Origin of the sequence: Olivibacter ginsenosidimutans (genome assembly GCF_039542865.1) — a bacterium.
Classification (GTDB): domain Bacteria; phylum Bacteroidota; class Bacteroidia; order Sphingobacteriales; family Sphingobacteriaceae; genus Olivibacter; species Olivibacter ginsenosidimutans.
The window spans coordinates 1-24,159 of sequence record NZ_BAABIQ010000038.1 but is presented as its reverse complement, the minus strand read 5'-3'; the positions used below and the strand labels follow the sequence as shown (position 1 = coordinate 24,159).

Here is a 24,159-nt window from a genome sequence, read left to right as displayed (position 1 = left end):
AATCTCACTATTGTTGTATCCCGCCGAATAGCTTTTCTATTTCATTCAGGGATGCTTCCATTGCTTTTGCCTGTTTATCTTGCTTGTATTCCTTCGCTAGCTCTGCCGAACTGTAAATAACTTGCGTTCCTACTTGGATGTTTTGCATTTCCAGATTTGGTTTTGTTTGTGCAATAGCAATATAGTAGCGAAGCAATTGATCCACATATTTGCCATTTTGTTCTAGTAGCGCATTAGCTTTATCGGTCATACCAGCTTGATACAATTGTCGGCACAAGAAATAAAGTACCCGTGATTCTCCAAGCGTATAGATGCGTTTAGGAATAACTTCCAAACAACGGTTAAGTACTTTTTTTGCGTCATCTGTTCTGCCCTCCTCATAAAGCGTCTGACTCAGGGTACTAAAATTGTTAATGATGAGCGATAACATGCCATACGATTCGTGATCTAGGTAGCGTGCATGTGCCATATTTCCCCAAACGAACTTATTCATGGTATTATCGTAAAGCGCATCTACGTTAACGCTTTCACCCATACGCTGTTGCTCTTCTGTCCTATTAAAGTTTACCGGCATTAAACGCAAGGCGAAACCCTCGTTGATTAAATAGTTATCCAAACCAAGATAATTGCTGTTTGGTACCGTAGTGGCAAAATAAATCGGACGTTTCCAATGATTATGTACCAAAATATCAAACATGGCCAACTCGGCTTTCGAAACATAATCTTTATTGTACTTCCAGACCATGGTATCTACAATATTAGCATCCCATTTGGCAGGAACCACTTTGTTCGCTAACACTTCCGCCTTATTCACCGTAAGTTTGAAGTTCTTGGTAAATAGGTAGTTCGAGCGGCTGCCATCTTGGTATTCTACTTGATCGTTCGGGTTATCCGAAAGTAAAACATCAAGTATAGAACCCAATTCTATGGACTGTTTTAGTCCTGCATCCATATAGGATAAACCGTCACGAGTTCCTTGTTTATATTGGCTATCCTTCATGGTAATCGGTAATCCTTCGGCTTCATTTACCTTATCCTTCATTTGGCGCACATACCAGTCGGCACTCAGCAAGCTGAGGTTCACAATGCGTACATCAGGTCGGAAGTTCTCAACTTCCTGAACATACCATAATGGATAGGTATCATTATCACCGTACGTGAAGAGGATAGCATTGGGTGCACAAGACTCGAGGTAATCCTTAGCAAGATCCCGGGCTACGTATTTCGTTGAACGGTCATGGTCATCCCATCCATCTTTCGCCATAAGCACTGGAGCGGCAAGTAGGCTAATTAAGGTGGCGGCAATACCGGCGGTTTTAGGATTCATTTTCTTCTGTAGCATATCCGCTACACCAATGACTCCTAGACCTATCCAAATGGCGAAGGCATAAAACGAACCCGCATAAGCATAATCCCGTTCCCTAGGCTGTAAAGGCGATTGGTTAAGGTAAAGTACAATGGCCAAACCGGTAAAGAAAAACAGCAAAGCAACAATTCCGGCATCCTTTTGATGGCGTTTGAAATGCCACAGTGCACCTATGATACCCAGAATTAGGGGTAAGCCATAAAATTTATTGTTAGATGGATCTGATTTAAGTGAATCTGGTAGTGCGTCTTGACCACCTAAACGTGCTTGATCAATGGGCTTAACACCAGTGATCCAATTGCCTTCTGTAAAACTACCGTCTCCCTTTTCATCGTTCTGTCTGCCAACAAAATTCCAGAAGAAGTAACGTGCGTACATATGGCCTACTTGGTAAGTAAAGAAGAAACTCATGTTGTTGCCAAAAGTAGGCTGCTCATTTTCGCCTAAATTTAACCAACTGCGGTAAAATTGTGGATGCCCCCTGCCGGCATCGTTACTGTAAATTCTTGGAAAAACAGTTTCCCGATCATAAACATAGCTGTATTTCTTGCCTATATTTTCATATTTTTCATCTCCTTTAATGTAGGTGTTACCTCCCTCTGAACGATCAACTACCTTTGAGGTGAAGTAAGGCCCCTTGAATAACGGTTCTTCACCATATTGTTCCCGGTTAAGGTAACTTAAGAATGAAAAGGCATTGTCTGGATCACTATTATTCAAGCTTGGATCTGCTTTTGCACGAACTAAGATCATGGCAAAGGAACCATAGCCGAAAATAATAAAACAAATCGCTAACAGAATAAGATTCAGGCGTGGTTTAATTTTTTTAATGGAATAAAATAGACCGTATATAAGTCCGCCAACCAACAATAGAATAAAAAAGACTACCCCGGATCCAAAGCCCATTCCTAAGCTGTTAACAAAGAATAGATCAAAATAAGCTGCGAACTTGATTAGGTACTGTATGATTCCCCATAACACAAAAGCGACGATTATGCAGCCGATAATAACAGTTTTAAAGACGCCCCCATTGGTAGGTGTTTTCGTCCGTTTAAAATAAACAACTAAAGCGAGCGCCGGAATAGTAAGTAAGTTGAGTAAGTGAACACCGATGGAGAGGCCCATTACGTAAGCAATCAATAATAACCACTTATCTGCACGGGGCTCATCGGCATGCGCTTCCCACTTTAAGATGGCCCAGAAAACGATAGCCGTACAGAGCGATGACATGGCATATACTTCTGATTCGACTGCTGAAAACCAAAAGGTATCCGAAAAAGTATAAGCCAAAGCCCCTACAATGCCGGCTCCCATGATTTGTATTAGATTTCCCTGAGTTAGTTCACTGTTGTTTTTCCAAAGCACTTTACGGGCAAGTGCAGTTATGGTCCAAAATAAGAACATGATGGTTAAACCACTGGAAACGGCCGATCCGAAATTCATCCAATAAGCTAACGATTCTTTATGTCCAAAAGCCAGGTTGCTAAAGATATTTTGAAGCATCAAGAAGAGGGGAGCACCCGGTTGGTGCACAATCTGCATCTTATAGGCAGCGGCGATAAATTCACCACAGTCCCAATAACTGGCAGTTGGTTCCAGCGTAAGTACATAAACTAAGGTGGAAATTACAAAAGTAGCCCACCCAAGTACATTATTTGTTTTTTTATAATCCATCAGTTGCATATAATCATTTGCTTCGTATACAATTAAGTGCCGAAAATAAGTAATCCTATTGATATAAGTAAAAATTAAAAAGTAAAAAGTAAAAAAAGCAGGATGAAAGCCTAAAGCCTACAGCTTATCGCCTACAGGCTAAAGCATGCGAATTTCATTCAATTGATAGTCAATATGCTGCTTGTAAAACGTAAAAAAAAGGACAAAATATTTTGTGTATTTAGAATATCGCTTTATATTTGCACTCCGTTTACGGCAAATGGCTGGCAAACAGAAAGGATTGCCCGATAGTATAAAGGTAGTACAACTGATTTTGGTTCAGTTTGTCTAGGTTCGAATCCTGGTCGGGCAACAACAATAAAAAGATAGTCGGGTCGTTATTAAACGGCCCGAATTTTTTTAAACTCCAAACCCGCACTCATGCCTCTGCAATTTAACACGGTTAAATTATTTGCCGGATCAGGTAGTACAGAACTGGCAAAAAAAATCTCCCAATCTTATGGTAAGAAATTAGGTGAAATGACTTTGTCGCGCTTTAGCGATGGCGAGTTCCAACCTTTTTACAATGAATCTGTCCGTGGTAGTGACGTCTTTCTTATTCAATCGACTAATCAGCCGACAGACAATCTATTTGAATTGTTATTAATGATTGATGCAGCCAAACGAGCGTCGGCTCATTACATTACTGCCGTAGTACCTTATTTCGGTTTTGCGCGTCAAGATCGTAAAGATAAGCCACGTGTGGCTATTGGGGCTAAGATGATTGCCAATCTACTAACAGCTGCCGGGGCGCACCGCATCATGACGATGGATCTTCATGCCGCACAAATTCAAGGTTTTTTTGATATTCCAGTAGATCACCTAGACGCAGCCAGTATTTTTGTTCCGCACATCAAATCATTGAACCTGCCTAATTTGACTATTGCTTCACCGGATATGGGTGGATCGTACCGTGCTCGAACATTTGCCAAGTATTTTAATGCCGAAGTAGTGATTTGTGATAAGCAACGCAAACGGGCTAACGAGATTGAGTCGATGTCGATTATTGGCGATGTAAGCGGACAGGATATTGTTTTAATCGATGATATTTGTGATACCGCTGGAACGCTTTCGAAGGCGGCTTCCTTAATTATGGAAAACGGCGCTACAAGTGTACGCGCAGTCTGTACACATCCTGTACTTTCTGGAAAAGCGTATGAAACCATCGAAAATTCAGTGCTCAGCGAATTAATTGTTACCGATACTATTCCTTTGAAAGGGCATAGCAGTAAAATTAAAGTATTGTCTACGGCTGATTTATTTGCGCGGGCAATTACCAATATCAATGAACATGGTTCTATAAGTGACCTGTTTAAAATAATTGATCAAAACAAACAATAGGCTTACTAGCACGTGTAAAGAAAATAACGAAGACGCAACCAAAAAAAGATATAAAAAATTAATTAGGTGAATTTTAAACAGGCTCTTAAATTTTTTCCTATCTTTGCAGCCTCAAAATAAAAAAACAAATTAACAAACAAATGAATCCGACATGATAAAAATAATCATTAAACCACAGGGAAATGATTATTTTCATCATCAAAGGCTCCATTTGGCAAATAAAAACAAATTAACAAACAAATGAAATCAATTGCTATTAGCGGTTCTCTTAGAGAGAACGTAGGGAAAAGAGACGCAAAAGAATTGCGCTACGCAGGTAAGGTGCCAGCCGTTCTTTATGGGGGTGATCAACAAGTTCACTTCGCTGTGTCCGCAGCTGATTTGAAACCTTTGGTGTATACACCAGAAGTTCAATTCGTTGACTTGGAAGTTGGTGGAGCAAAGCACCAAGCTATTGTTCAGGATGCTCAATACCATCCCTTAACCGATCAGATTATTCATATCGACTTTTTGGCCTTAAACGACAAAAAGGAAGTGACAATGAACATTCCGATCGAATTAACAGGTACTTCCCCTGGGGTAAAGATGGGGGGTAAATTAATCCAGAAGTTGCGTAAGTTGCGTATTAAAGCATTACCTAAAAATATGCCACAAACCATTGAGGTGAGCTTGGAGTCTTTAGAAGTGGGCAAATCGGTTCGCGTTCGTGCTATTCAGTTGGCCGATGCTAAAGTAACTAATAACGCTGATGATACCATTGTTTCTGTTGTGATGTCCCGTGCATTGAAACAAGCAGAACAAGAAGCAGCCAAAACAGGTAAGAAATAAAAATCATTATCTCTTCGATAAAAAAACCTATAAGGGTTCAAAAGCCTTATAGGTTTTTTTATGCTATCTTAGCTCCTATAATTGCATTAGGCTATAGGCTTTACGCTTTTTACTTTTGAATTTATATCATCAATGAAATACTTAATCGTTGGCTTGGGTAATATTGGTCAAGAATATGCAGATACTCGCCATAACATTGGCTTTATGATCGCTGATCAGCTGGTAAAAGATTTTGATGCAACCTATTCAACCTTGAAATATGCTTTTTATGCAGAGTTTAAGCATAAGGGAAGGACGATTTATACCATTAAACCCACAACCTATATGAATTTAAGTGGCAAAGCGGTGAACTATTGGATGAATGCCTTGAAAATACCGCTGTCAAATGTATTGGTATTGGTAGATGATCTAGCTCTACCTTTTGGTAGTATCCGGGTCAAACCTAAAGGGAGTTCGGCAGGTCACAATGGCCTAAAAAGCATTGAAGCCCTATGTGGAGGGCAACAATATCCAAGGTTACGTTTTGGAATTGGCGATCATTATCCTAAAGGTCGGCAAATAGACTATGTTTTAGGCGCCTTTGATCCGGAAGAGCAATTGGCATTGCCAGCCTTAATAGACCATTCAGTAGAAGCGGTAAAGAGCTTCACTACAGTTGGGCTGGAATTAACGATGACAAATTTTAATAAGTGAGTAGGGAACAGTTAGTAGTTAAATAGGGAGTAGTTAAGCAGTTAAATAGGGAATAGTTAAGTAGTGATAGTAGTTGAGTGGTGAATTAGCCGATTAGCCAATGTGGTGGACAGGCTCGCAACACGCAACTGACAACTCATAACTTATAGAAGGTGATAGTGGTTGAGTAGTGAAGTGATGAGTGATTTTATAGCATATGGCTTATTGCCTATTACCTATTCACATTTTTTACTTTTTATTTTTGAAATAACCATGAAAGTTTACGGAATTAAAAATTGCAACACAGTGAAAAAAGCGCTAGATTGGCTAAGTACCCATGGCATCGCGTATGAATTTCAAGATTTCAAGAAAGTAGGGGTAAGTGAATCTACATTGAAAAGCTGGGAGAAGGAAGTAAGTTGGGAAACCTTAGTGAATAAAAAAGGGACAACTTGGAAAAGTTTGAGCAATGAGGAAAAGGAGGCGGTTGTTGACGAAAAAACAGCCAATAAGCTAATGCAGGCTAAAACCAGTGTCATTAAAAGACCCGTAATCGAATCTCCAAAGGGCTTAATTGTGGGTTTTGATGAGCATGCCTATGAAACTAAATTAAAATAGTTGTTACAAAGGCCTGATAACTAGTTTCAGGCCTTTGTTTTTTAGCGCTCCAACGGAAATTATACTATATTAGCGGCTGGTAGTTCAAACGGTCTCTACTTTGTCATTAGAGAATTTATTTTATAGCGGAACCGTCTATGTTTAAAAATTTCATTTTAGTCGCACGAGGAAATGTAAATTTTAAAGCATGATAGCTCCATCCGCCAATAGAAAAATTATTTACGGATGAAATATTTGCTGTATATGTTTAAAAAAATCTCCATTCTGATTTCAGTAACGCTGTTTAGTGTTCACGTATTTGCCCAAGAATCTGCAACAAGTAAGTATAGTTATGAAGAAGCCTTTGCTCCAGTATTCTACACACAAAGCAGCAATGGGTATCGTTCTGCAAGCGGTAAGCCAGGACCTAATTATTGGCAAAACACCGTCGATTACCATATTCAGGTACGACTCGACGAGCAGCAGAAACATCTTTCGGGCGAAGTAATATTGGATTATACCAACAATAGTCCGGATTCCTTGGCATTTATGTGGTTGCAACTGGATCAAAACCTATTCGCAAAAGAGAGCAGGGGCATGCGTAGCATTCCGGTTGGAAAAAGTCGCTATGGTTCGCACGAAACGCCCTTTGATGGCGGATATACCATTAAGTCTGTCAAATCCAGTAATGGTGAAGAGCTGAAGTATACCGTTACCGATACGCGTATGCAAGTTTTTTTACCTCATACCTTAGCTCCTAAAGGTGATCAAGTTAAACTGCAGATTGAATATGCGTATACCATTCCTGACTATGGATCAGATCGTACTGGGATTTTGACCACCGCCAATGGACCTATCTTCAGCGTTGCACAGTGGTATCCACGGGTATGTGTATACGATGATCTATTGGGATGGAATGTACAACCGTATACCGGACCAGGAGAGTTCTATCTGGAGTATGGAAATTTTGACATCGCTATTACCGCTCCAGCCAAGCAAATAGTGGTTTGTGGTGGCGAATTGCTTAATCCGGAAGAAGTCTATACGAAAGAGCAATTAAAACGGTGGGAGCAAGCGAAGAATAGTGATCAAACGGTTCTTATTCGGTCAGCAGCAGAAGTATTGCAGCATAATTCACGACCTACAGGAAAAAAGGAATTAACCTGGAAGTTTAACCTTAAAAACAGTCGGGATGTCGCTTGGGCAGCTTCCAGTGCCTTCATCATTGATGCTGCCCGGATAAATTTACCTACCCATAAACAAGCTTTGGCTATATCAGCTTATCCAGTAGAATCCAATGGCAATAACGCCTGGGAGCGCTCAACGGAGTACACAAAAGCAAGTATAGAATTTAATTCCAATAAATGGTATCCCTATCCTTATCCTGTTGCCGTGAACGTTGCATCGGCTGTGGCAGGTATGGAATATCCAGCCATCGTTTTCTGTGGCAACAAAGCAAAGGGGCCAGAATTATGGGGTGTAACCGATCATGAATTTGGCCACACCTGGTTCCCCATGATTGTAGGAAGTAATGAACGTTTGTATGCATGGATGGATGAAGGTTTCAATACCTTTATTAACACGCTCGCTACTGACGCATTTAATCATGGCGAATATAAAAAACCGAAATATGATGGCTATGTATTTGCCGCTAAAACATTTAAAGAGGGAGTGGAGCCCATCATGACAACACCCCAAGGCATGAAAGAAAGTAATATTGGAACCTTAGCGTATTATAAGCCTCAAATGGGCTTAACCTTACTGCGTGAACAAATTTTAGGTAAAGAGCGTTTTGATCAGGCATTTCGTACGTACATTCGTTACTGGGCATATAAACATCCAACCCCTTATGATTTTTTTCATACGATTGAAAATGTGGCAGGCGAGAACTTGAGCTGGTTCTGGCGCTCATGGTTCCTTCATAACTGGAAATTAGATCAGGCGGTTGAGGAGGTCAGCTATGTGGATCAGGACGCGAAACAAGGGGCCCTTATTACGATAGCTAATTTAGAGCAAATGCCTATGCCAGTTATTGCAGAAGTAACAACAACTAGCGGTAAACGATCTAGAATCAATTTACCCGTTGAAATTTGGGAACGTAATCAGGTATTTACATTTAAAACAACAACTACAGAGCCCATTGTGTCTGTTGTGCTGGATCCGGATCATGTTTTTCCAGATATTAATCCATCAAATAATACGTGGAAGGCCAAATAGTTTGATGCTTAATTGGCGAATAGACCTAACACTTTAGGCTTAACTTTGTTGTAAAAATAGCCCTTAAAATAAATATATCGTATGAAAACCGTTTTATTTTTCTTTGTTGTAGCACTTAGTGTGCTTACCACACACGCGCAAGAACAGTTTAAGGGAATTGTGCTAGAGCATAAAAGCAATGAAGCTATGCAACAGGTATCGGTGAAGAATCTGAATACGGGCGACAGCGTGTTGACCAATAAATCAGGTGAATTTTCATTGGGCGCTCATCAAGACGATATATTGACCTTTTCGGCATTTGGCTATCGGGTGGATAGTCTCGTAGTGACCGATTTTGCCGTCAAACGGGTGTACTTAAGTGGTATTGCTGATCCACGTGTGTTAGAAACTGTCCATATTATGACCAACAGTCGGCTAAAAGAAGAAATGGAGCAACTTAAAAAAGAAGCGAAATATGCGAATACGGTTTCCGGTGGGGGCATTGGTCTTTCCCCATCCCGTATCTTTGGTAATGGTGCTAGAAATGCTCGAAGACAATACAAAATATTGGCTCAAGAAAGTGATAATCGCTTAGTGGATACCCGCTTTTCGGCCAAGTTGATCCAAAGCTTAACTCCTTTGGAGGGAGAGGATCTTAATATATTCATGGCTGCTTATCGTCCAAAAGTTTCTTTTATCAAAGAAGCAAATGATGAACGTTTACGTTTATACATTATGGATTCGTATAATGCCTATAAAAAACTAGATGCTTCTGAAAAGGAAAAATTGCGGTTAAAAAATTAATTTGTGTCACTTTTATTCGTATTTGGTTTGTTTTAAAGGCACTCATGCTACTTCGTGGTTTCCGAAAAAAGTGACCAAAAACTCATCGCTTGGAACTTTGCTACAATGGTAATGCGTCAACCTGCAAACCGCAAATTTCCTAGACGATATTTTTAAGCAGAACGGAGGGATTGTGTCAGCAGGTAAGCGGAAAAGCAAGTTACAAACAAATAGGATAACACGCTAAATCTGCTATTCTAAAACCTCAATATCCCATAGAATCACCGTTTTATCGTCACTAACCGTTGCTAACGTATGAGCGTTAATCCAAAGCATATTATTAATGGATAAACGGTGGATTTCATAACCTTTTTCGAAACTAATATTTTTGATCAGCGAGTAATCATCGGCACGCCACAGTTTGACACTTTTATCTTGACTGGCAGTGGCGAATAGTGGTAAGGTGGGATGATAGGCAATACGATAAATGGTAAACATATGCGCTGTTATGTTTTTAAACAAGCTATAATTTGCGGTTTCAAAAATGTTTAACTGCGCATCCCGTCCGCCGGTCAGTAAACGGCTATCATCCGGTGAAAAACATAGGGAAGTAATCGCTGCACTGTGTTCGTCAATTTCATGTATTAACGAATACTCTTGTGCATCAAAGATACTGATCTTACTATCCTTGGCACCTAAGGCAAAGTGATTTTCCTGGTGATTAAGCGCAATGCAACGTACTGTCTCTTGCGATACGCGGAAATTATACAGCATCGTAAACGTTTGGGTATCCCATACCGATACCGTCCCATCTTCTGAAGAAATCAATAATTCATTTTTGGTATGAAATGCCTGTAAACCAAATACCGGTTTTTGATGATGCTGTAAGCGAGCTAGAATTTTATGATTTACGTAATCAACAATAGTGACCAATCCGCTGCGTTCACCAACAGCAAGGTAAGACGTGTGGGGAAGCCGATGCAAACAGTAGACCGAGCTTTTAACCGGAAGGACGATCTTCTGAAATATTCCTGAGGCTAAATTCCAAGCTACAACACCCTTATCATTGCCAGCAGTAAAAAGCAAAGCAGCACCTTCATCCACTTCCAATGCAAAAATGGGATTTTGATGACCGGTTAGGCTTAGCTTTTTGAGTACCTCTATTTTGTTCATAGCAAATAGCTTCTGTCTATCATGCAATGTCTTGACGAAAATAGTGTTTAGTAAGGCGCACGAATGGATAAAGACACCATTTACTGATGCCTAGCCTCTAGGTTTTTAGCCAAGCGCGCTAATGGAATATTTTTTTCCCGCAATAATACCAATAGATGAAACAGCAGATCAGAAGATTCATTAATGAAATCTGTTTCCGTTTCCGCCAAGGCTGCAATGACGGTTTCTACCGCTTCTTCGCCCACCTTTTGAGCAATTTTATTGAGTCCCTTGGTATGTAAGCGGTTGACATAAGATCCTTCTACCGGATGTGTATACCGGTCTGCAACGATTTGTTCCAATTGGAAGATAAAGTTTTGGTTATAGTCTGTTTTGAAGCAACTTCTAGCACCAGTATGACAAGTCGGTCCTTTCGGATTGGCCTTTATTAAAAGGGTGTCTTGATCACAATCAACAGCCGTACTCACCACTTCTAGGTAGTGACCGCTTTCTTCCCCTTTGGTCCAAAGCCGATTTTTGCTACGGGAAAAAAAGGTAACGCGTTTTTCCGCCTGTGTTTTTTCCCAAGCCTCTTCGTTCATATAACCCAGCATGAGTACTTCTAACGTTTGGTTATCCTGAACGATCACGGGGATAAGTCCTGCTCCTTTATTAAAATCTAACATATTCTTCGTTTAACGGTTATCGCACTTCAATGCTATTTTTCCTAAGTTCCTCTTTAAGCTCTGGAATCCGTATTTCTCCGTAATGAAAAACCGAGGCGGCCAACGCCGCATCCACATTTGCCTGTAAAAAAACGTCCACAAAATGTTGTGTATTGCCTGCACCGCCAGAAGCGATAATCGGAATACCAAGCATTTGATTGATCTCGGCCAAGAGCCGACAGTCAAATCCTCCTTTGGTTCCATCATGATCCATGGAAGTCAATAAAATTTCACCTGCACCACGGCTTTGCGCTTCACGTATCCACTCCTTAGTTAACATATCGGTTTTGATCCGCCCACCATTTAAATGCACGTAATGATTGCCGTCTACAAATTTGGTGTCAACGGCTACCACAACAAACTGAATCCCAAAAGCATTGGCCAATGTGTCGATTAGGTCGGGATTGCGTACCGCTGCCGAGTTGATGGATATTTTGTCTGCTCCCGAATTCAGTAGGATTTCCGCATCTTGTATTTCGTTGATGCCACCTCCAATGGTAAAGGGAATATTTACCTGACGGGCAACCGCTTTTACCATATCGACAGTCGTCTTACGCTTTTCGTGAGTCGCTGTAATGTCTAAAAACACCAACTCGTCAGCTCCCTGTGCAGAATATTGCCACGCTAATTCCACAGGATCTCCGGCGTCCCGTAGATCGACAAAGTTTACACCTTTAACGGTTCGACCATCTTTTACATCTAGACAGGGAATAATGCGTTTTGCAACGCTTGAGTTTAGAAGTTGATCAGCGAGCGCAGGTTCCATTCTTTAATTTCGTCAATACTTATTCTATCTTCGTAGATCGCTTTACCCACAACACAGGCTTCTATACGAAGCTCATCTAAAGCTTTAATATCTTCCATGGAGCTTATTCCACCAGAAGCAATCAACTTAATAATAGGTGAATGATCAAGCAATTTCTTGTACAATTCAATTCCGGCTCCACCTAATTTACCATCTTTATTGATGTCAGTACAAAGAAAACGGAAGAAACCTAAGCTTAGACAACGGTCAATATAATCGATCAATTTTACGGGAGAGCTCTCCATCCAGCCAGAATATTTGATTACTTCATCCAGTACATCAATAGCTACTACAATGTGGTCTGAACATTTTACGCCATTGCAATATAAGTGGCTTAATTCATCTAAAAATTCTGGATTGGTAATGGCCTGCGTACCTACGATAACCCGATGTATTCCCGCATCGATAAGCTCTTTAACTTTGTCAATACTCCTGACACCGCCTCCGTATTGGACTTTCATGTCGGTTTTTTGGATGATATCAAAAAGATATTCCCGATTGCTAAAATCACCTTTAGCCCCATTTAGGTCTATGATGTGGACAAATTCGGTACCATTCGACTGGTATTTTTCGATCATTTCCTCCAAACTGATATCATAAGTAGTAACCGCGTCGTATTTCCCTTCACGTAAACGGACGATCTTCTTATCTAAAATATCTATTGCTGGAATAATGTACATGACGTTATATGTTGATTAAATTTTACAAAAATTACGTAATAATTGTTCTCCTGCTGGGCCTGATTTTTCTGGATGAAATTGCACACCGTAAAAGTTTTTATACTGTATAGCAGAAGAATAGGGAATACCGTATGTGGTACTTGCCAGTGTAAAAGTAGGATTATATTCGATAAAATAGGAATGTACGAAGTAAAAATATGTTTCCGGTGCTATTTCTTGAAATAAATCGTTAGGTCGTAAAGGGTTTACTTTGTTCCAACCCATATGAGGGACTTTAAGTTTTACCCGATCGGTAAAATGTAACGTTTGCAAATCCATTATACCGAGTAGGTCTGCATTTCCTTCTTCCGAATGGCTCGTCAGCAATTGCATACCAACACAGATTCCCAAAACTGGCTGTTTTAAATTTTTTATGGCTTCTGTTAACCCCGTTGCTTGTAATTTTTCCATAGCAGCTTCCGCATGGCCTACACCAGGTATAATAATGTGGCTGTAGTTATCTAAATGATCACCCGCATTAACCATACCATATTTTACATGCAAGCGGTCTAATGCTGCTGTTAATGAAAAAATATTTCCTGCTCCGTAGTTGATAATTCCAATCATTTTTTTTAAGTATAAAGCTTTTGAGCGTAAAGCAAAAAGCTAATCGTTATTGAGTATATCTTTTAGCTTTCTGCCTTAATGCTTTCCGCTTAAAGTACTCCCTTCGTGCTAGGCAACTGCATTTTATCAGTATCGCGTTTTACGGCCATTTTAATGGCTTTAGCAAAGGCTTTAAAGATCGCTTCAATTTTGTGATGCTCGTTTTGCCCCTCGGCCTTAATGTTTAGATTACACTTCGCTGCATCAGAAAACGACTTAAAAAAGTGTAGAAACATCTCAGTAGGCATTTTACCAATTTTTTCGCGATTAAATTCCGCATCCCATACCAACCAATTTCTTCCTCCGAAATCAAGTGCTACTTGCGCTAAGCAATCATCCATAGGCAAGCAGAAACCATAGCGTTCAATTCCTCGTTTATCTCCCAAAGCCTTCAAAAACGTTTCGCCCAAAGCGAGGGCGGTATCTTCAATGGTATGGTGCTCATCAATGTGTAAATCACCCTTCGCATGGATGGTTAGATCCATACTGCCATGGCGAGCCAACTGATCCAGCATGTGGTCGAAAAAAGCCAAACCTGTTTGGATATCCGCCTTTCCTGTGCCGTCCAGGTTGATGGCAACAAAGATGTCCGTTTCATTGGTCTTTCTATGATGTTCTGCTTTTCGATCACCTACTTTTAAGAATTCATAAACATGCTTAAAATCGGTCGTCTCTAAGGCGATAACGGCAGGGTTAATGGCCAGTTCCTCCGCAGCACCCAATAGCTCATTATTGCGAAGCCAAATCGCTTTGGCTCCGAGGTTTTCTGCTAGGCGTACATCGTTTACCCGATCGCCAATAACATAGGAGTTAGCTAGATCGTACTTGTCTTCATCAAAATACTCACCGAGCATGCCGATCCCCGGTTTACGGGTGTGGGCCTTTTCATGTGGAAAAGTACGGTCGATATATTCTTTAGCAAAGTGCACTCCTTCACCGGCAAAGGTGTCCATGATGAATTGATGCACTGGCCAAAAATTCGCTTCTGGATGGGCATCAGTGCCTAAACCATCCTGATTACTCACCAAAATCAGTTCATAATCCAGTTCCTGTGCTATTCTGGGTAGATATTGCAAAGCTCCTGGATAGAATTTTAATTTAGCGAAAGAATCGATTTGTTCATCTTCCGTCTCTAGAATCAAGGTGCCATCGCGATCAATGAAGAGTAGTCGTTTTCTAGCGTTATAAGTTGACATAAAAATTTATTTCAAAGTTACCAATTAATTGGGGTTTTACCCAAAGCTAAACCCAATAATCCGTTAAGGCCTCTAATAATTGCCGATTTTCTTCCGGTGTACCAATGGTAATCCGTAAGCACCCCTCACATCGGATTACCGATGAACGATCGCGCACAATGATTCCTCGATCCACTAAGTATTGGTAAATAACCTTAGGTTCCGTCACCCGTACTAAAATAAAGTTAGCGTCTGATGGATAAACCAATTGCACAAAAGAAAGCGCCAACAGTTTGTCTGCTAATTGATCGCGTTCCGCAACGGTTTCTTTAATCCAAGCGTTAACCTGATCAACCTTTTCCAGCGCTTCCAAGGCTAATTGTTGGGAGGCCTCATTAATGTTATAGGGAGGTTTAATTTTATTGAATACCTGAATGATTTCTGCTGAAGAAAAGGCCATTCCAATGCGTAAGGCAGCAAGACCCCAAGCCTTGGATAAGGTCTGCAACACAACAAGATTATTGTACTCTGTCAGTTCCTGAATAAAAGATTTTTGCTTGGCAAAATTAATATATGCCTCGTCAATCACCACCAAACCGTTAAAATGAGCAATAACCGTTTCGATATCTTTTCGGTGGATGGAATTGCCTGTTGGGTTATTAGGTGAACAGATAAAGATCAGTTTAGTATATTCGTCTATTGCCTCGGCCATAGCATCCAGGTTCAATTGGAAATCGGTGGTGAGGTTTACTTTTTTTATCGCTACATCGTTGATGTTGGCCGATACTTCATACATGCCGTATGTGGGCGGAACCAAAAGTACATTGTCTATTCCCGGTCGGCAGAATGCGCGGAATAGCAGATCTATCGCTTCATCGCTACCGTTGCCTAAAAAGATATGGTTGGTGGGAACACCCTTAATTGCACTGATCTTGCTTTTCAATTGTTGCTGTAAGGGGTCCGGATAGCGATTATACGGATGGGGGAGCGGTGAACCAAAGGCATTTTCATTGGCATCCAATAGTACGGAAGCTTCTCCCTTAAATTCATCTCTGGCAGACGAATAAGGTGTTAATTTTTTAATGTTATCCCGAAGGAGATTGTTTATATCGATGATCATTTAAAAATTCAAAATTTAAAAGTAAAAACTCCGCTAGCTGGCGGACTCATTGATTCATTAAAAAAAACAAATAATATATCAATAATTCAAAAGCTGTAAGCTATAGGCTCTAAGCTTTGAGCAGCATAGCGCTTTATATAAATTCCTGCTACTTGCCACTGTCAGTGTTACTAAACGCCTCCAGGCGTATCGTTACTGCATTTTTATGGGCTTGTAATCCTTCCAGTTCTGCTAATATTTCTATGGTATTTCCTATATTTTCTATTCCTTCAGGCGTAATGTGTTGAAAGGTAATCTTTTTGATAAACGAGTCGACCGACACACCCGAATATGAACGGGCAAAAGCGCTGGTTGGTAGCGTATGGTTTGTGCCCGAGGCATAGTCGCCCGCACTTTCCGGGGTTAGGTGTCCAAGAAAAACCGATCCAGCATTAACAATTTTACGGGTTATTTCCTGCCATTCGTCTACCGCAATAATCAAATGTTCAGGTGCATAGCGATTACTAAAGTCCATTGCTTCCAACAAATTGCCACACAGCATGGCATAAGAGTTGCTAATCGCCACTTCCGCTATTGCTGCCCGGGGTAGTACCGCCAGTTGTTCTCGCAAGGCTTCGTTAACCCGCTCAATAAGTTGCACGCTATTGGTAACCAATACAGCCTGACTGTCCTTGCCATGTTCTGCCTGCGCCAGTAAATCGGCCGCTACAAAGTCTGGGTTGCTGGTATCATTGGCAATCACCAATACTTCAGAAGGGCCTGCGGGCATATCAATTGCGGTTGATGTAGTGGCCTGAATAATGGTTTTCGCTTTGGTTACAAATTGATTACCCGGACCAAAAATTTTGTCGACTTTCGGTATACTTGCTGTACCATAAGCCATTGCCGCAACCGCTTGTGCTCCGCCAACCAGGTAGATCCGTTTAATTTTCAATAGATAGGCGCAATAAGCTAAGTAGCCGTTTACTTTTCCGTCGGCTTGTGGTGGTGAGCAAACCACAATTTCCCGGCAACCTGCGATCCTTGCCGGGATACCCAACATCAGAAACGTACTAGGTAGTACGGCGGTTCCACCCGGGATGTATAGTCCAACCCGTTCAATAGGGCGTGGTTCACGCCAGCAGGTGACCCCAGGCATGGTATCAACCTTCTTTTCTTTACGCAGTTGCAGTTGATGAAATTTGTGGATATTGTTAAAGGCAATTTCTAATGCCCGTTGCTGTTCCCTGCCGATGCTGAAGGCTAGTGTTTGTATGGCTTCCTCATCCAAAAAGAGTTGATTGAGTTTTACATGATCAAAGCGTTCGGCATAGTCCAACAAGGCATCATCACCCTTAGTTCTAACCGCTTGGATGATATTTTCCACCGTTTCCTGAATAGCATTAGCTGGGTCGGTATTACGTAGCACCAGCTGATTTAAATCTGCTGTAGAAAGCTCGCTATAGGTATATGTTTTTAACATTTTTTGTATGAAGTATCGAGTAGCAAAAGGTAAGTATCAAGTCTTTTTAAAGTTGTGAGTTGCCAGTTGTGAGTGCCTGTATAGTTTACAATGAACGCATCACTTGTAATTGCCTTTCGCCTTTAAATCTTGTGTCTTACATCTTGTGTCTATTACATAATAATCTTCTCTACAGGCATGACCACAATGCCTTGGGCGCCGGCCGCTTTGAGCTTGTTTATTTTTTCCCAAAAATCGCGTTCCTGGATTACGGTATGTACCGCCACCCAATTTTCTTCCGCTAAAGGTACTACAGTCGGACTTTTCACTCCCGGAAGTAAGGAAAGGATCGTATCCAGGTTATCACGGACGACATTCAGTACCACATACTTGGTTTCTTTCGCTTTAAGAACCGATTGGATACGCTGTAATAATTCCTTAACGATCGCATGGTTTCCGATACCATTTTTACCAATCAAAATCGCTTCTGAAGAAAGCACATCGGCAAAAGGTTTTAACCCGTTGCTGCGTAAAGTACCGCCGGTAGAGACGATATCGCAAATCGCATCGCTTAGACCAAGGCCGGGAGAAATTTCCACCGATCCGGAGATTGTACGAATCGTTGCGTTGACCTGATTGTCATCTAAAAACTTTTTCAGGATAACCGGATAGGAAGTCGCAATAGCCTTGCCTTCCAAGTCTTTTACATGTGCAAACACGCTATCGTTCGGCACCGCAATTTTCAAGGTGCATTTACCAAAACCCAGGCGCTGGAGATAATGCACATCAACCCCTGTTTCGTTGATCACATTTTCGCCTACAATACCCAAGTCGGCAATGCCGTCTTGTACATACTCTGGGATATCATCGTCTCTTAAGAAAAGAATTTCCAAAGGAAAGTTAGCAACCGATGAAATGAGGGAGCTTTTATAATTTTCAAAGGATAAACCACAATTCTTTAATAATTCGACAGATTTTTCATTTAACCTGCCTGATTTTTGGATGGCAATTTTTAAAGAAGGCATCGAGTTTTTGTATAAGTTTTGAAATAGCATCTACTCAATATAGCTGCTGCTTCGATAAATAAAATATATTAAATAATGATGGAGGTTATGTGCTTCACGTAGAAACATACTAATTACATATCGCCGCAAGGGCGATGATGGAAATGTACGTGATGTGTGAAGACGCTGATCATGTTCTTATGTTCTTTTTTCCGTTTTTGAAATAGAACGTTGCAAACTTAGCTAAAGTTGGTCTTATATGCAAGAAAAATGTGAGATATCTGTGTTAGTTGTAAATAAAACTTGATTTTATTGAAAAATTTATTTTGTGGTGTCTTTTTTCAGTCCCTTTTATTTGCTGCTTTTCAGGAAACTTTTGGTATTATCCTGCTTTTTCTGGGGCCAATGTCCATACTTGCTTATCACCTGCTTATCCCTGAATAGCTACCAAAATTAAACCTAATTTCTATTAAATTCTTAATTTCTTTTACTATTGATCGTCTTTTCATCGTCTTTTTGCCGTCTTTTTATCGTCTTTAAGACGTCAAATAGACCTCTAAAAGACTAATAATATACTAATAATACTAGTGTTATATAAAAACTATTATATAATGTGATGAGAATTTGGTAATACGTTATATCTGGTAGGGTAGAGGGCAAGGGCGATGCTTTAAGAGCGTTAACAGGAGAGTTGATTGGGTATAACAGTTAATGAATCCTTTTTTTTCGCGTATCCATATTTAGTTGGGTTCGAAAGAAAGAGGTCTGAATGATATACTTGGTCAGAAATCTAAGTTGCTTCATTTTGTTTTTGCTGAACATGGCTAGCATATCCTTCAATGCGTTTGGCTGATGCATCCATTTGGTATTGAATAAGGTATCCTTGCCTATTTTAGCGAATCGGGTAAACATTTGCTTTTCATAGCAAGCTATTGCTTGTTTGGTATCGCTAAACACAGGATTAGTAAGGGCTTCACTAAGTTGTAACGCATCCAGCATGGCCATATTTACACCTTCACCTGCAAAAGGTGGCATCCAGTGAGCAGCATCGCCCAGCAGTGTAATATCGGCCTTAGCCTTCCATTTCTGATCCAGTGGCATGCAATATTGCGGGCGTGGGATGAAAATGGTGTCCGGGCTGTTAAAGAGCTCCCACCAAGCCGGATTCCATGCTGAAAATTCCTTTTTGTACCAGGCAAGAACTTGTTTATGATCGTTGAAATCAATATTGTTTTCTTTAGCCCAGTGCTCATTGGATTTAAAACTAGCAGCAAATCCAAAACTACCATTGCCTTTCGAACTGACGATCAGTGTTTTTTCTTTCCCATAAGCAAATAACTTTCCTCCTTTCAATAATTTGTGGATTACTGGAGCCGTTTTAGCGCCGTCTTTTAGCGATCCTTCTAGCATGGTAATACCCGTCCAGTAAGGTTTTATTGCTGTCACGAACGGTCTGATCTTAGAATTTGCCCCATCTGCACCGATAATCAGATCAGCACGAGCGGTATTCCCATTTTGAAAAACTAATTGCCATGTATCCTGTATTTTTTCAATTGATTGTACGTGACTATCCCAAACAACAGTACCTTCATCCAGGGCATTCAGCAGAATTTGCCTTAATGGTCCTCGGTCGATTTCTGGCCTATGGTTACTGTCACCAAAATCTTCCTTTTTACCTTTCTGATGTTCATCGAAATGAATTTGTAACTGATGATCCACTACCCGCATCCATCCCGCTTCCGGTCGGTAATATGTTTTAAACTCTTCCATCAATCCGGCTTTAGCCAGAGCCGCCAAACCTGAGTCGGTATGTAAGTCCAATGTGCCTCCCTGTATACGGGCATCTTTATTAATATCCCGCTCATATACATGTACATTCGCACCTTTTAACTGTAAAAGTCTTGCTAACGTTAGTCCTCCCGGTCCACCACCAACAATTGCGATCTTTTTGTTCTGAATCTCCATGAGTACAAAATTACTCCTGAGACACGTCTGATAATAGTATAAATCGGCCGTTTTTATTTTTAGCTAATTCCTTTGGAACCACTCCCGAAAATCTTTTTACTTCTTTAATAAAGTGAGTTTGGTCTGCAAAATTCAATTCAGGAAAGAACCTTCCTTCCTTAATCTGTAACAAAGACGACTTGAACCGGAAGATATTGCAATAGGTTTTCAAAGAAAGTCCAAACCGCTCGTTAAAATATCGGTTAATCTGTCTTCTGCTCCAGGCTACACGGTCAGACAACGCTTGCACTGTCATCGATCCATTGGACGTATAAATCAGATCAAATAATTCCCGTTTGCGCTTATCTATGTCAAATTTGATCAGATCAAGCATGATTCGGGAAACTTTTGTGCAAAAACCTTCAAAATCTTCTAGGTCATGTGGTTCGATATTCCAAAAATGCTTCGGTAGCAACTGTCCTTCATTTAATAGCGGTGCCATTTTAATGTCGAGTAAATATTCGATTGCCAGTAATTTAAAACTAACAGCAAACATCACCACGTTTCCGGGAATGATTGCCTGCCCAGGGTGTGTATCTAAGCCACGAAGTGTCGTATGAAAAGACTCTTTGGCCGAATAGAAGATGATATCGAACCGACCATCGGGCAGCAGAATAACTTCTTTTTCTTCTGCTGAATCATTTCGGATCATCCAAAAGCTTTCAACAAAATCGCTAAGACTTTTAGTTGGTTGTGTGATTTTCAATTCCATAACGCTGGTCAATCTTAAATGAACTATTCGGAATTCACAGCTGCCAAAATAAGTTTTTTAAACAAAAAAATTATTTAAAAATATTTCTGATAGACTGAGGGCTTAATGATACAGAAGGATTAAATTGAGGCCCACTCATGTAAGCTTTTAAGCTATATAGCAACTGTTTGGCTTCGAGTCGGTTTTCGTTATCTGTCAATAAGTCTATACCGGAAATCAGCAACGACCCTTTTCCCACGCTGCACTCAACAATTAAACCTAAGGGACGTGCCGTATACCAATCATCTATGATGCGAACGATGGGTTTGAGATCCTTAGAAAGATGATCGAGCCTTATGGCATTACAGTGAAGCAATCCGTCCTGCCATTGCCAATTGCTATAATAATCTGTAGGGAACTCGGAGAATGCCGGATGCTTAGGGTCACATAGTATACCTAACGTATGCGGAGGCTGGTTATTAGACCAGTACAAGTTCCAGAATATAGGCGAAAATCCTACCATCACATTACCGCCATCATTTTCTTTAATAATCCCTTTCTTGGTCGTTAGTAAAACTTTGCCGCCAGCATCTAAGGTATGAAGAGCCTTTTCGTCAAGCGTCTGCGTTACTAAAATATCATTTCCAATATTTTGATGCTGTGATGGATATACGAATATATCCCATGAATTTTGATAGTCACCAACGTTTATTTGTAGCGATAACTTCTCTGGTCTACTAAACGTGGATAATGGATGCTTGAGATGCCCAAGCACAAGGTTATTGCCAATCGCAATGTCAGTGGTTTTTAGATGACCTTGAAATAAAATCTTCCCTGCTTGGTTTTTTAGTTGCCATTTTGGTGTAACCTGTTTTAGAGGTGAGCGACCAAAATTGGCGATTTCGATAATTCCATCTAGGAATTCGTCATTTTTATAAATGAGCTTTTTGGTTCTGAATAATGGAACCACCGCATTACAAAAACTACTGTACGCTGCGGCAGAAACATAGCCTTTACTATTCCAGAAAGGATCCAAAACACCGACTAGCGCTGTTCCCTGTCCGGGAAAATCGTGAAGGTCAAGTAACTGAAAACCTCCAAAATTAGGTGTTCTCAACGCCGCTTCGATTTCATTTTTGTAACAGAGTACCTGAAGCTTTCCGGAGGCATAAAAAAAGCTATCGGCTAGTGTTTCGAGGTGATTTTCCTTTAAGCGATCGTAGAAAATATCGAAATTCTTCGGCTTTAGTACGCCATCATATTTTTTTATCTCCTTAAAGTCGGGATATACACACCATTGTCCGATCTCATGGCTAACAGTAGGCTGGGGCCATTTATTCACAATAGATGACCAGTCATAATCTGTTCTTGGCGTACCGTTATTGAGCACGCTGTTAAAACCTGTACCCCAAAAGCCGATCCGCGGATCACCGGTACTGTTGTAATCGCTTTCGGGAATAATTGGCCAGCCAGAACCCGATGTATATAATCTGCGGGCATCTTTTTCTTTCCAATATTTTATAAAGCTGGTCAGAAATTCTTTCGAGTGGGTGCCCGCCGGCTCATTGCCATAAGCCAACATACAAAAAGATGGGTGATTGCCGAAAGCATTAACGATGCGTTTACTTTCCTCATAGATAAATTTATCGATCGGTTTACCATCGCCGATGGCCGCCCAGGCCGAACATTCAACAGATAAATAAATGCCCGCTTCGTCAGCGGCGGCAAAGGCCGCCTCCGGTGGACACCAGGAATGAAAGCGAACATGATTGAGACCGTAAGACTGACATATTTTATAGATTCTAGCCCAAGCAGTCTTATCGGTCGGTGGAAAACCTGTTTTAGGAAAGATGGCACATTCTAGCGTCCCCCGTAAAAAAGTTGGTCGCTTATTAACCAGAAATTGTTGGCCCTTCGTCACAAATTGCCGCATCCCGAAAGTCACATCCTTCGTGTCGAGTGTTTTTTTGCCTTTCAAGGATATCTTCATCGTATAGAGGTTAGGCGTAAACTCGTCCCATAAGGCCGGATCAGGCCCCATGTTGTACGTAAAGGTTAACTGCGTAGTATCTTTGCCCAGCCTGACCATCTTTGTTAAAATGGGCAAAGATTTTTTTTTCGCACTCTTACTTTGGACAGCCATGTTTACTTCGAAGGGATCACTGTTGGCCGCAATATTATTTATGGTAACTTTGACCAGCACAACCTTTTTGTCGATGTCTGGGTAGAGTTGGATAGATGAGAGGTAGGCTGTTGGCCTAGCGATGAGCTCCAATTTTCCAATGATACCATTCCAATTGGTTTGCGTATGGTCACTTATGCTGTGGGCATCTCTTCCTGGATCGATATCCTTGATCCGGTTGTCAATCCTCAGCACAAGGGTATGCTTGCCTGGTGTCAATAGCTGGTCCAAGGTATAACGGTGTGGTGCCCCTAGTGCATTTTGCATTCCAGCTTGTTTTCCGTCTATCCATAACATTGTTTCCCAATGACATCTTTCTAAAAATAACGCGATATGTTGCCCTGACCAGCTTTTAGGAATTGTTACTTCCTTTTGGTACCATGCGGGCCCCACGTAAACTTTGTTTGGCTGTAGCCAAAACGGCACCTTGATATTTTCAGGTTGTCTGTATTTGGCATAACTGGAATCTTTCCAATAAGCACCATCTGGCCTGGTATCACCAGTCCAGTGAATTTTTAGTGTGATCTCATCCCCTTTGCCGTTCGTCGTCATGGAACCGGGTAAACGAACCTTGTCACCAAACTTCTTATTAAACCATTTCTCTTTCACGCCCTGATCCAACGAGTCTATTGCAAATGCCCAGGATCCAGAGAGGTCTATTTTTTTGGATTGAACCTGCTGTCCTTTACTAAGCGTACTGGATAAGACCAGTACCCATGTTATAACTATGGTTAAAATTGTTTTAGTCATCTGATTTTCTATTGTGTTTTGCTGAATGTTTCTAAACGTTCATATCGTTTCTGACGCCATTCTTTGAAACATTATTGATTTACGCGAACTAGTGAAGGTAAAATTCGCCTATTTATAACAATTGTTAAATAGTTGATTTTATGATTGTGATGGATTTTATTACGTATCGGAAATGCTTAATTTTTTTCAGTGTTGTCCGGTTAAATTTCGAAGCGGCAAAAAAAGGTTATTTGTTTTCTATTGCACGATGTTTTTCTGTTTAATGCCGATAGCATGGTCATGTCTGAAA

At 40.7% G+C, this 24,159-nt stretch carries 19 protein-coding genes and 1 tRNA gene; 7 read left to right on the top strand and 13 right to left on the bottom strand.

The features are described 5' to 3' along the window. Positions 1–7: 7 nt before the first annotated feature. Positions 8–3,040, bottom strand: coding sequence for a protein O-mannosyl-transferase family (locus ABD930_RS13650; protein ID WP_345232288.1), 3,033 nt, complete (start codon positions 3,038–3,040; stop codon positions 8–10). Positions 3,041–3,321: 281 nt separating this feature from the next. On the opposite strand from ABD930_RS13650, the gene ABD930_RS13645 reads away from it, so the two are divergent. The 7 genes from ABD930_RS13645 to ABD930_RS13615 all read left to right on the top strand — a co-directional run bounded on the left by ABD930_RS13645 (position 3,322) and on the right by ABD930_RS13615 (position 9,517). Beyond that, positions 3,322–3,392, top strand: a tRNA-Gln gene (locus tag ABD930_RS13645). Positions 3,393–3,460: 68 nt separating this feature from the next. Then, positions 3,461–4,420: a ribose-phosphate pyrophosphokinase gene (locus ABD930_RS13640; RefSeq protein WP_345232287.1), complete on the top strand. Its 960-nt coding sequence runs from the start codon at positions 3,461–3,463 to the stop codon at positions 4,418–4,420. 240 nt (positions 4,421–4,660) lie between these two features. After that, positions 4,661–5,248 carry a 50S ribosomal protein L25/general stress protein Ctc gene (locus ABD930_RS13635; protein WP_345232286.1) on the top strand — a complete coding sequence of 196 codons (588 nt, stop codon included), beginning with the start codon at positions 4,661–4,663 and terminating at the stop codon, positions 5,246–5,248. A 132-nt stretch (positions 5,249–5,380) separates the two neighbouring features. Then, the gene (gene pth, locus ABD930_RS13630; protein ID WP_345232285.1) at positions 5,381–5,941 is read left to right on the top strand and encodes an aminoacyl-tRNA hydrolase; all 561 of its coding nucleotides are present in this window, start codon (positions 5,381–5,383) and stop codon (positions 5,939–5,941) included. 252 nt (positions 5,942–6,193) lie between these two features. Continuing rightward, the gene (locus ABD930_RS13625; RefSeq protein WP_345232412.1) at positions 6,194–6,538 is read left to right on the top strand and encodes an arsenate reductase; all 345 of its coding nucleotides are present in this window, start codon (positions 6,194–6,196) and stop codon (positions 6,536–6,538) included. A 243-nt stretch (positions 6,539–6,781) separates the two neighbouring features. After that, on the top strand, positions 6,782–8,734 hold the full coding sequence (locus ABD930_RS13620; RefSeq protein WP_345232284.1) for a M1 family metallopeptidase: 1,953 nt from the start codon (positions 6,782–6,784) through the stop codon (positions 8,732–8,734). An 81-nt stretch (positions 8,735–8,815) separates the two neighbouring features. Further along, positions 8,816–9,517: a peptidase associated/transthyretin-like domain-containing protein gene (locus ABD930_RS13615; RefSeq protein ID WP_345232283.1), complete on the top strand. Its 702-nt coding sequence runs from the start codon at positions 8,816–8,818 to the stop codon at positions 9,515–9,517. Between the two features lie 231 nt (positions 9,518–9,748). Here the strand turns inward: ABD930_RS13615 and ABD930_RS13610 are convergent, their stop codons facing one another. The 12 genes from ABD930_RS13610 to ABD930_RS13555 form a co-directional block, all read right to left on the bottom strand. Further along, positions 9,749–10,669 (bottom strand): WD40 repeat domain-containing protein, encoded by a 921-nt coding sequence (locus ABD930_RS13610; protein WP_345232282.1) that lies wholly within the window; start codon positions 10,667–10,669, stop codon positions 9,749–9,751. An 80-nt stretch (positions 10,670–10,749) separates the two neighbouring features. Then, positions 10,750–11,334, bottom strand: a complete 585-nt coding sequence (gene hisIE, locus ABD930_RS13605; RefSeq protein ID WP_345232281.1) for a bifunctional phosphoribosyl-AMP cyclohydrolase/phosphoribosyl-ATP diphosphatase HisIE — start codon at positions 11,332–11,334, stop codon at positions 10,750–10,752. 16 nt (positions 11,335–11,350) lie between these two features. Then, positions 11,351–12,139 carry an imidazole glycerol phosphate synthase subunit HisF gene (hisF, locus tag ABD930_RS13600; protein ID WP_345232280.1) on the bottom strand — a complete coding sequence of 263 codons (789 nt, stop codon included), beginning with the start codon at positions 12,137–12,139 and terminating at the stop codon, positions 11,351–11,353. After that, entirely contained in the window at positions 12,109–12,858 is a 750-nt protein-coding gene (locus tag ABD930_RS13595) for a 1-(5-phosphoribosyl)-5-[(5-phosphoribosylamino)methylideneamino]imidazole-4-carboxamide isomerase (protein ID WP_345232279.1), read from the bottom strand. The genes hisF and ABD930_RS13595 overlap by 31 nt, the downstream gene beginning before the upstream one ends. Positions 12,859–12,873: 15 nt before the next feature. Next, entirely contained in the window at positions 12,874–13,464 is a 591-nt protein-coding gene (gene hisH / locus ABD930_RS13590) for an imidazole glycerol phosphate synthase subunit HisH (protein ID WP_345232278.1), read from the bottom strand. 89 nt (positions 13,465–13,553) lie between these two features. Beyond that, entirely contained in the window at positions 13,554–14,699 is a 1,146-nt protein-coding gene (gene hisB / locus ABD930_RS13585; RefSeq protein ID WP_345232277.1) for a bifunctional histidinol-phosphatase/imidazoleglycerol-phosphate dehydratase HisB, read from the bottom strand. Positions 14,700–14,745: 46 nt separating this feature from the next. Then, the gene (hisC, locus tag ABD930_RS13580) at positions 14,746–15,798 is read right to left on the bottom strand and encodes a histidinol-phosphate transaminase (protein ID WP_345232276.1); all 1,053 of its coding nucleotides are present in this window, start codon (positions 15,796–15,798) and stop codon (positions 14,746–14,748) included. 148 nt (positions 15,799–15,946) lie between these two features. Continuing rightward, complete coding sequence (hisD, locus tag ABD930_RS13575; protein ID WP_345232275.1) at positions 15,947–17,260, bottom strand: histidinol dehydrogenase; 1,314 nt, start codon at positions 17,258–17,260, stop codon at positions 15,947–15,949. A gap of 152 nt (positions 17,261–17,412) precedes the next feature. Next, positions 17,413–18,264 (bottom strand): ATP phosphoribosyltransferase, encoded by an 852-nt coding sequence (gene hisG, locus ABD930_RS13570; RefSeq protein ID WP_345232274.1) that lies wholly within the window; start codon positions 18,262–18,264, stop codon positions 17,413–17,415. Positions 18,265–18,951: 687 nt separating this feature from the next. After that, positions 18,952–20,208 carry an FAD-dependent oxidoreductase gene (locus ABD930_RS13565; protein ID WP_345232273.1) on the bottom strand — a complete coding sequence of 419 codons (1,257 nt, stop codon included), beginning with the start codon at positions 20,206–20,208 and terminating at the stop codon, positions 18,952–18,954. Positions 20,209–20,218: 10 nt separating this feature from the next. Further along, on the bottom strand, positions 20,219–20,959 hold the full coding sequence (locus ABD930_RS13560; protein ID WP_345232272.1) for a helix-turn-helix domain-containing protein: 741 nt from the start codon (positions 20,957–20,959) through the stop codon (positions 20,219–20,221). A 70-nt stretch (positions 20,960–21,029) separates the two neighbouring features. After that, complete coding sequence (locus ABD930_RS13555) at positions 21,030–23,870, bottom strand: sugar-binding domain-containing protein (RefSeq protein ID WP_345232271.1); 2,841 nt, start codon at positions 23,868–23,870, stop codon at positions 21,030–21,032. Positions 23,871–24,159 lie beyond the last annotated feature (289 nt).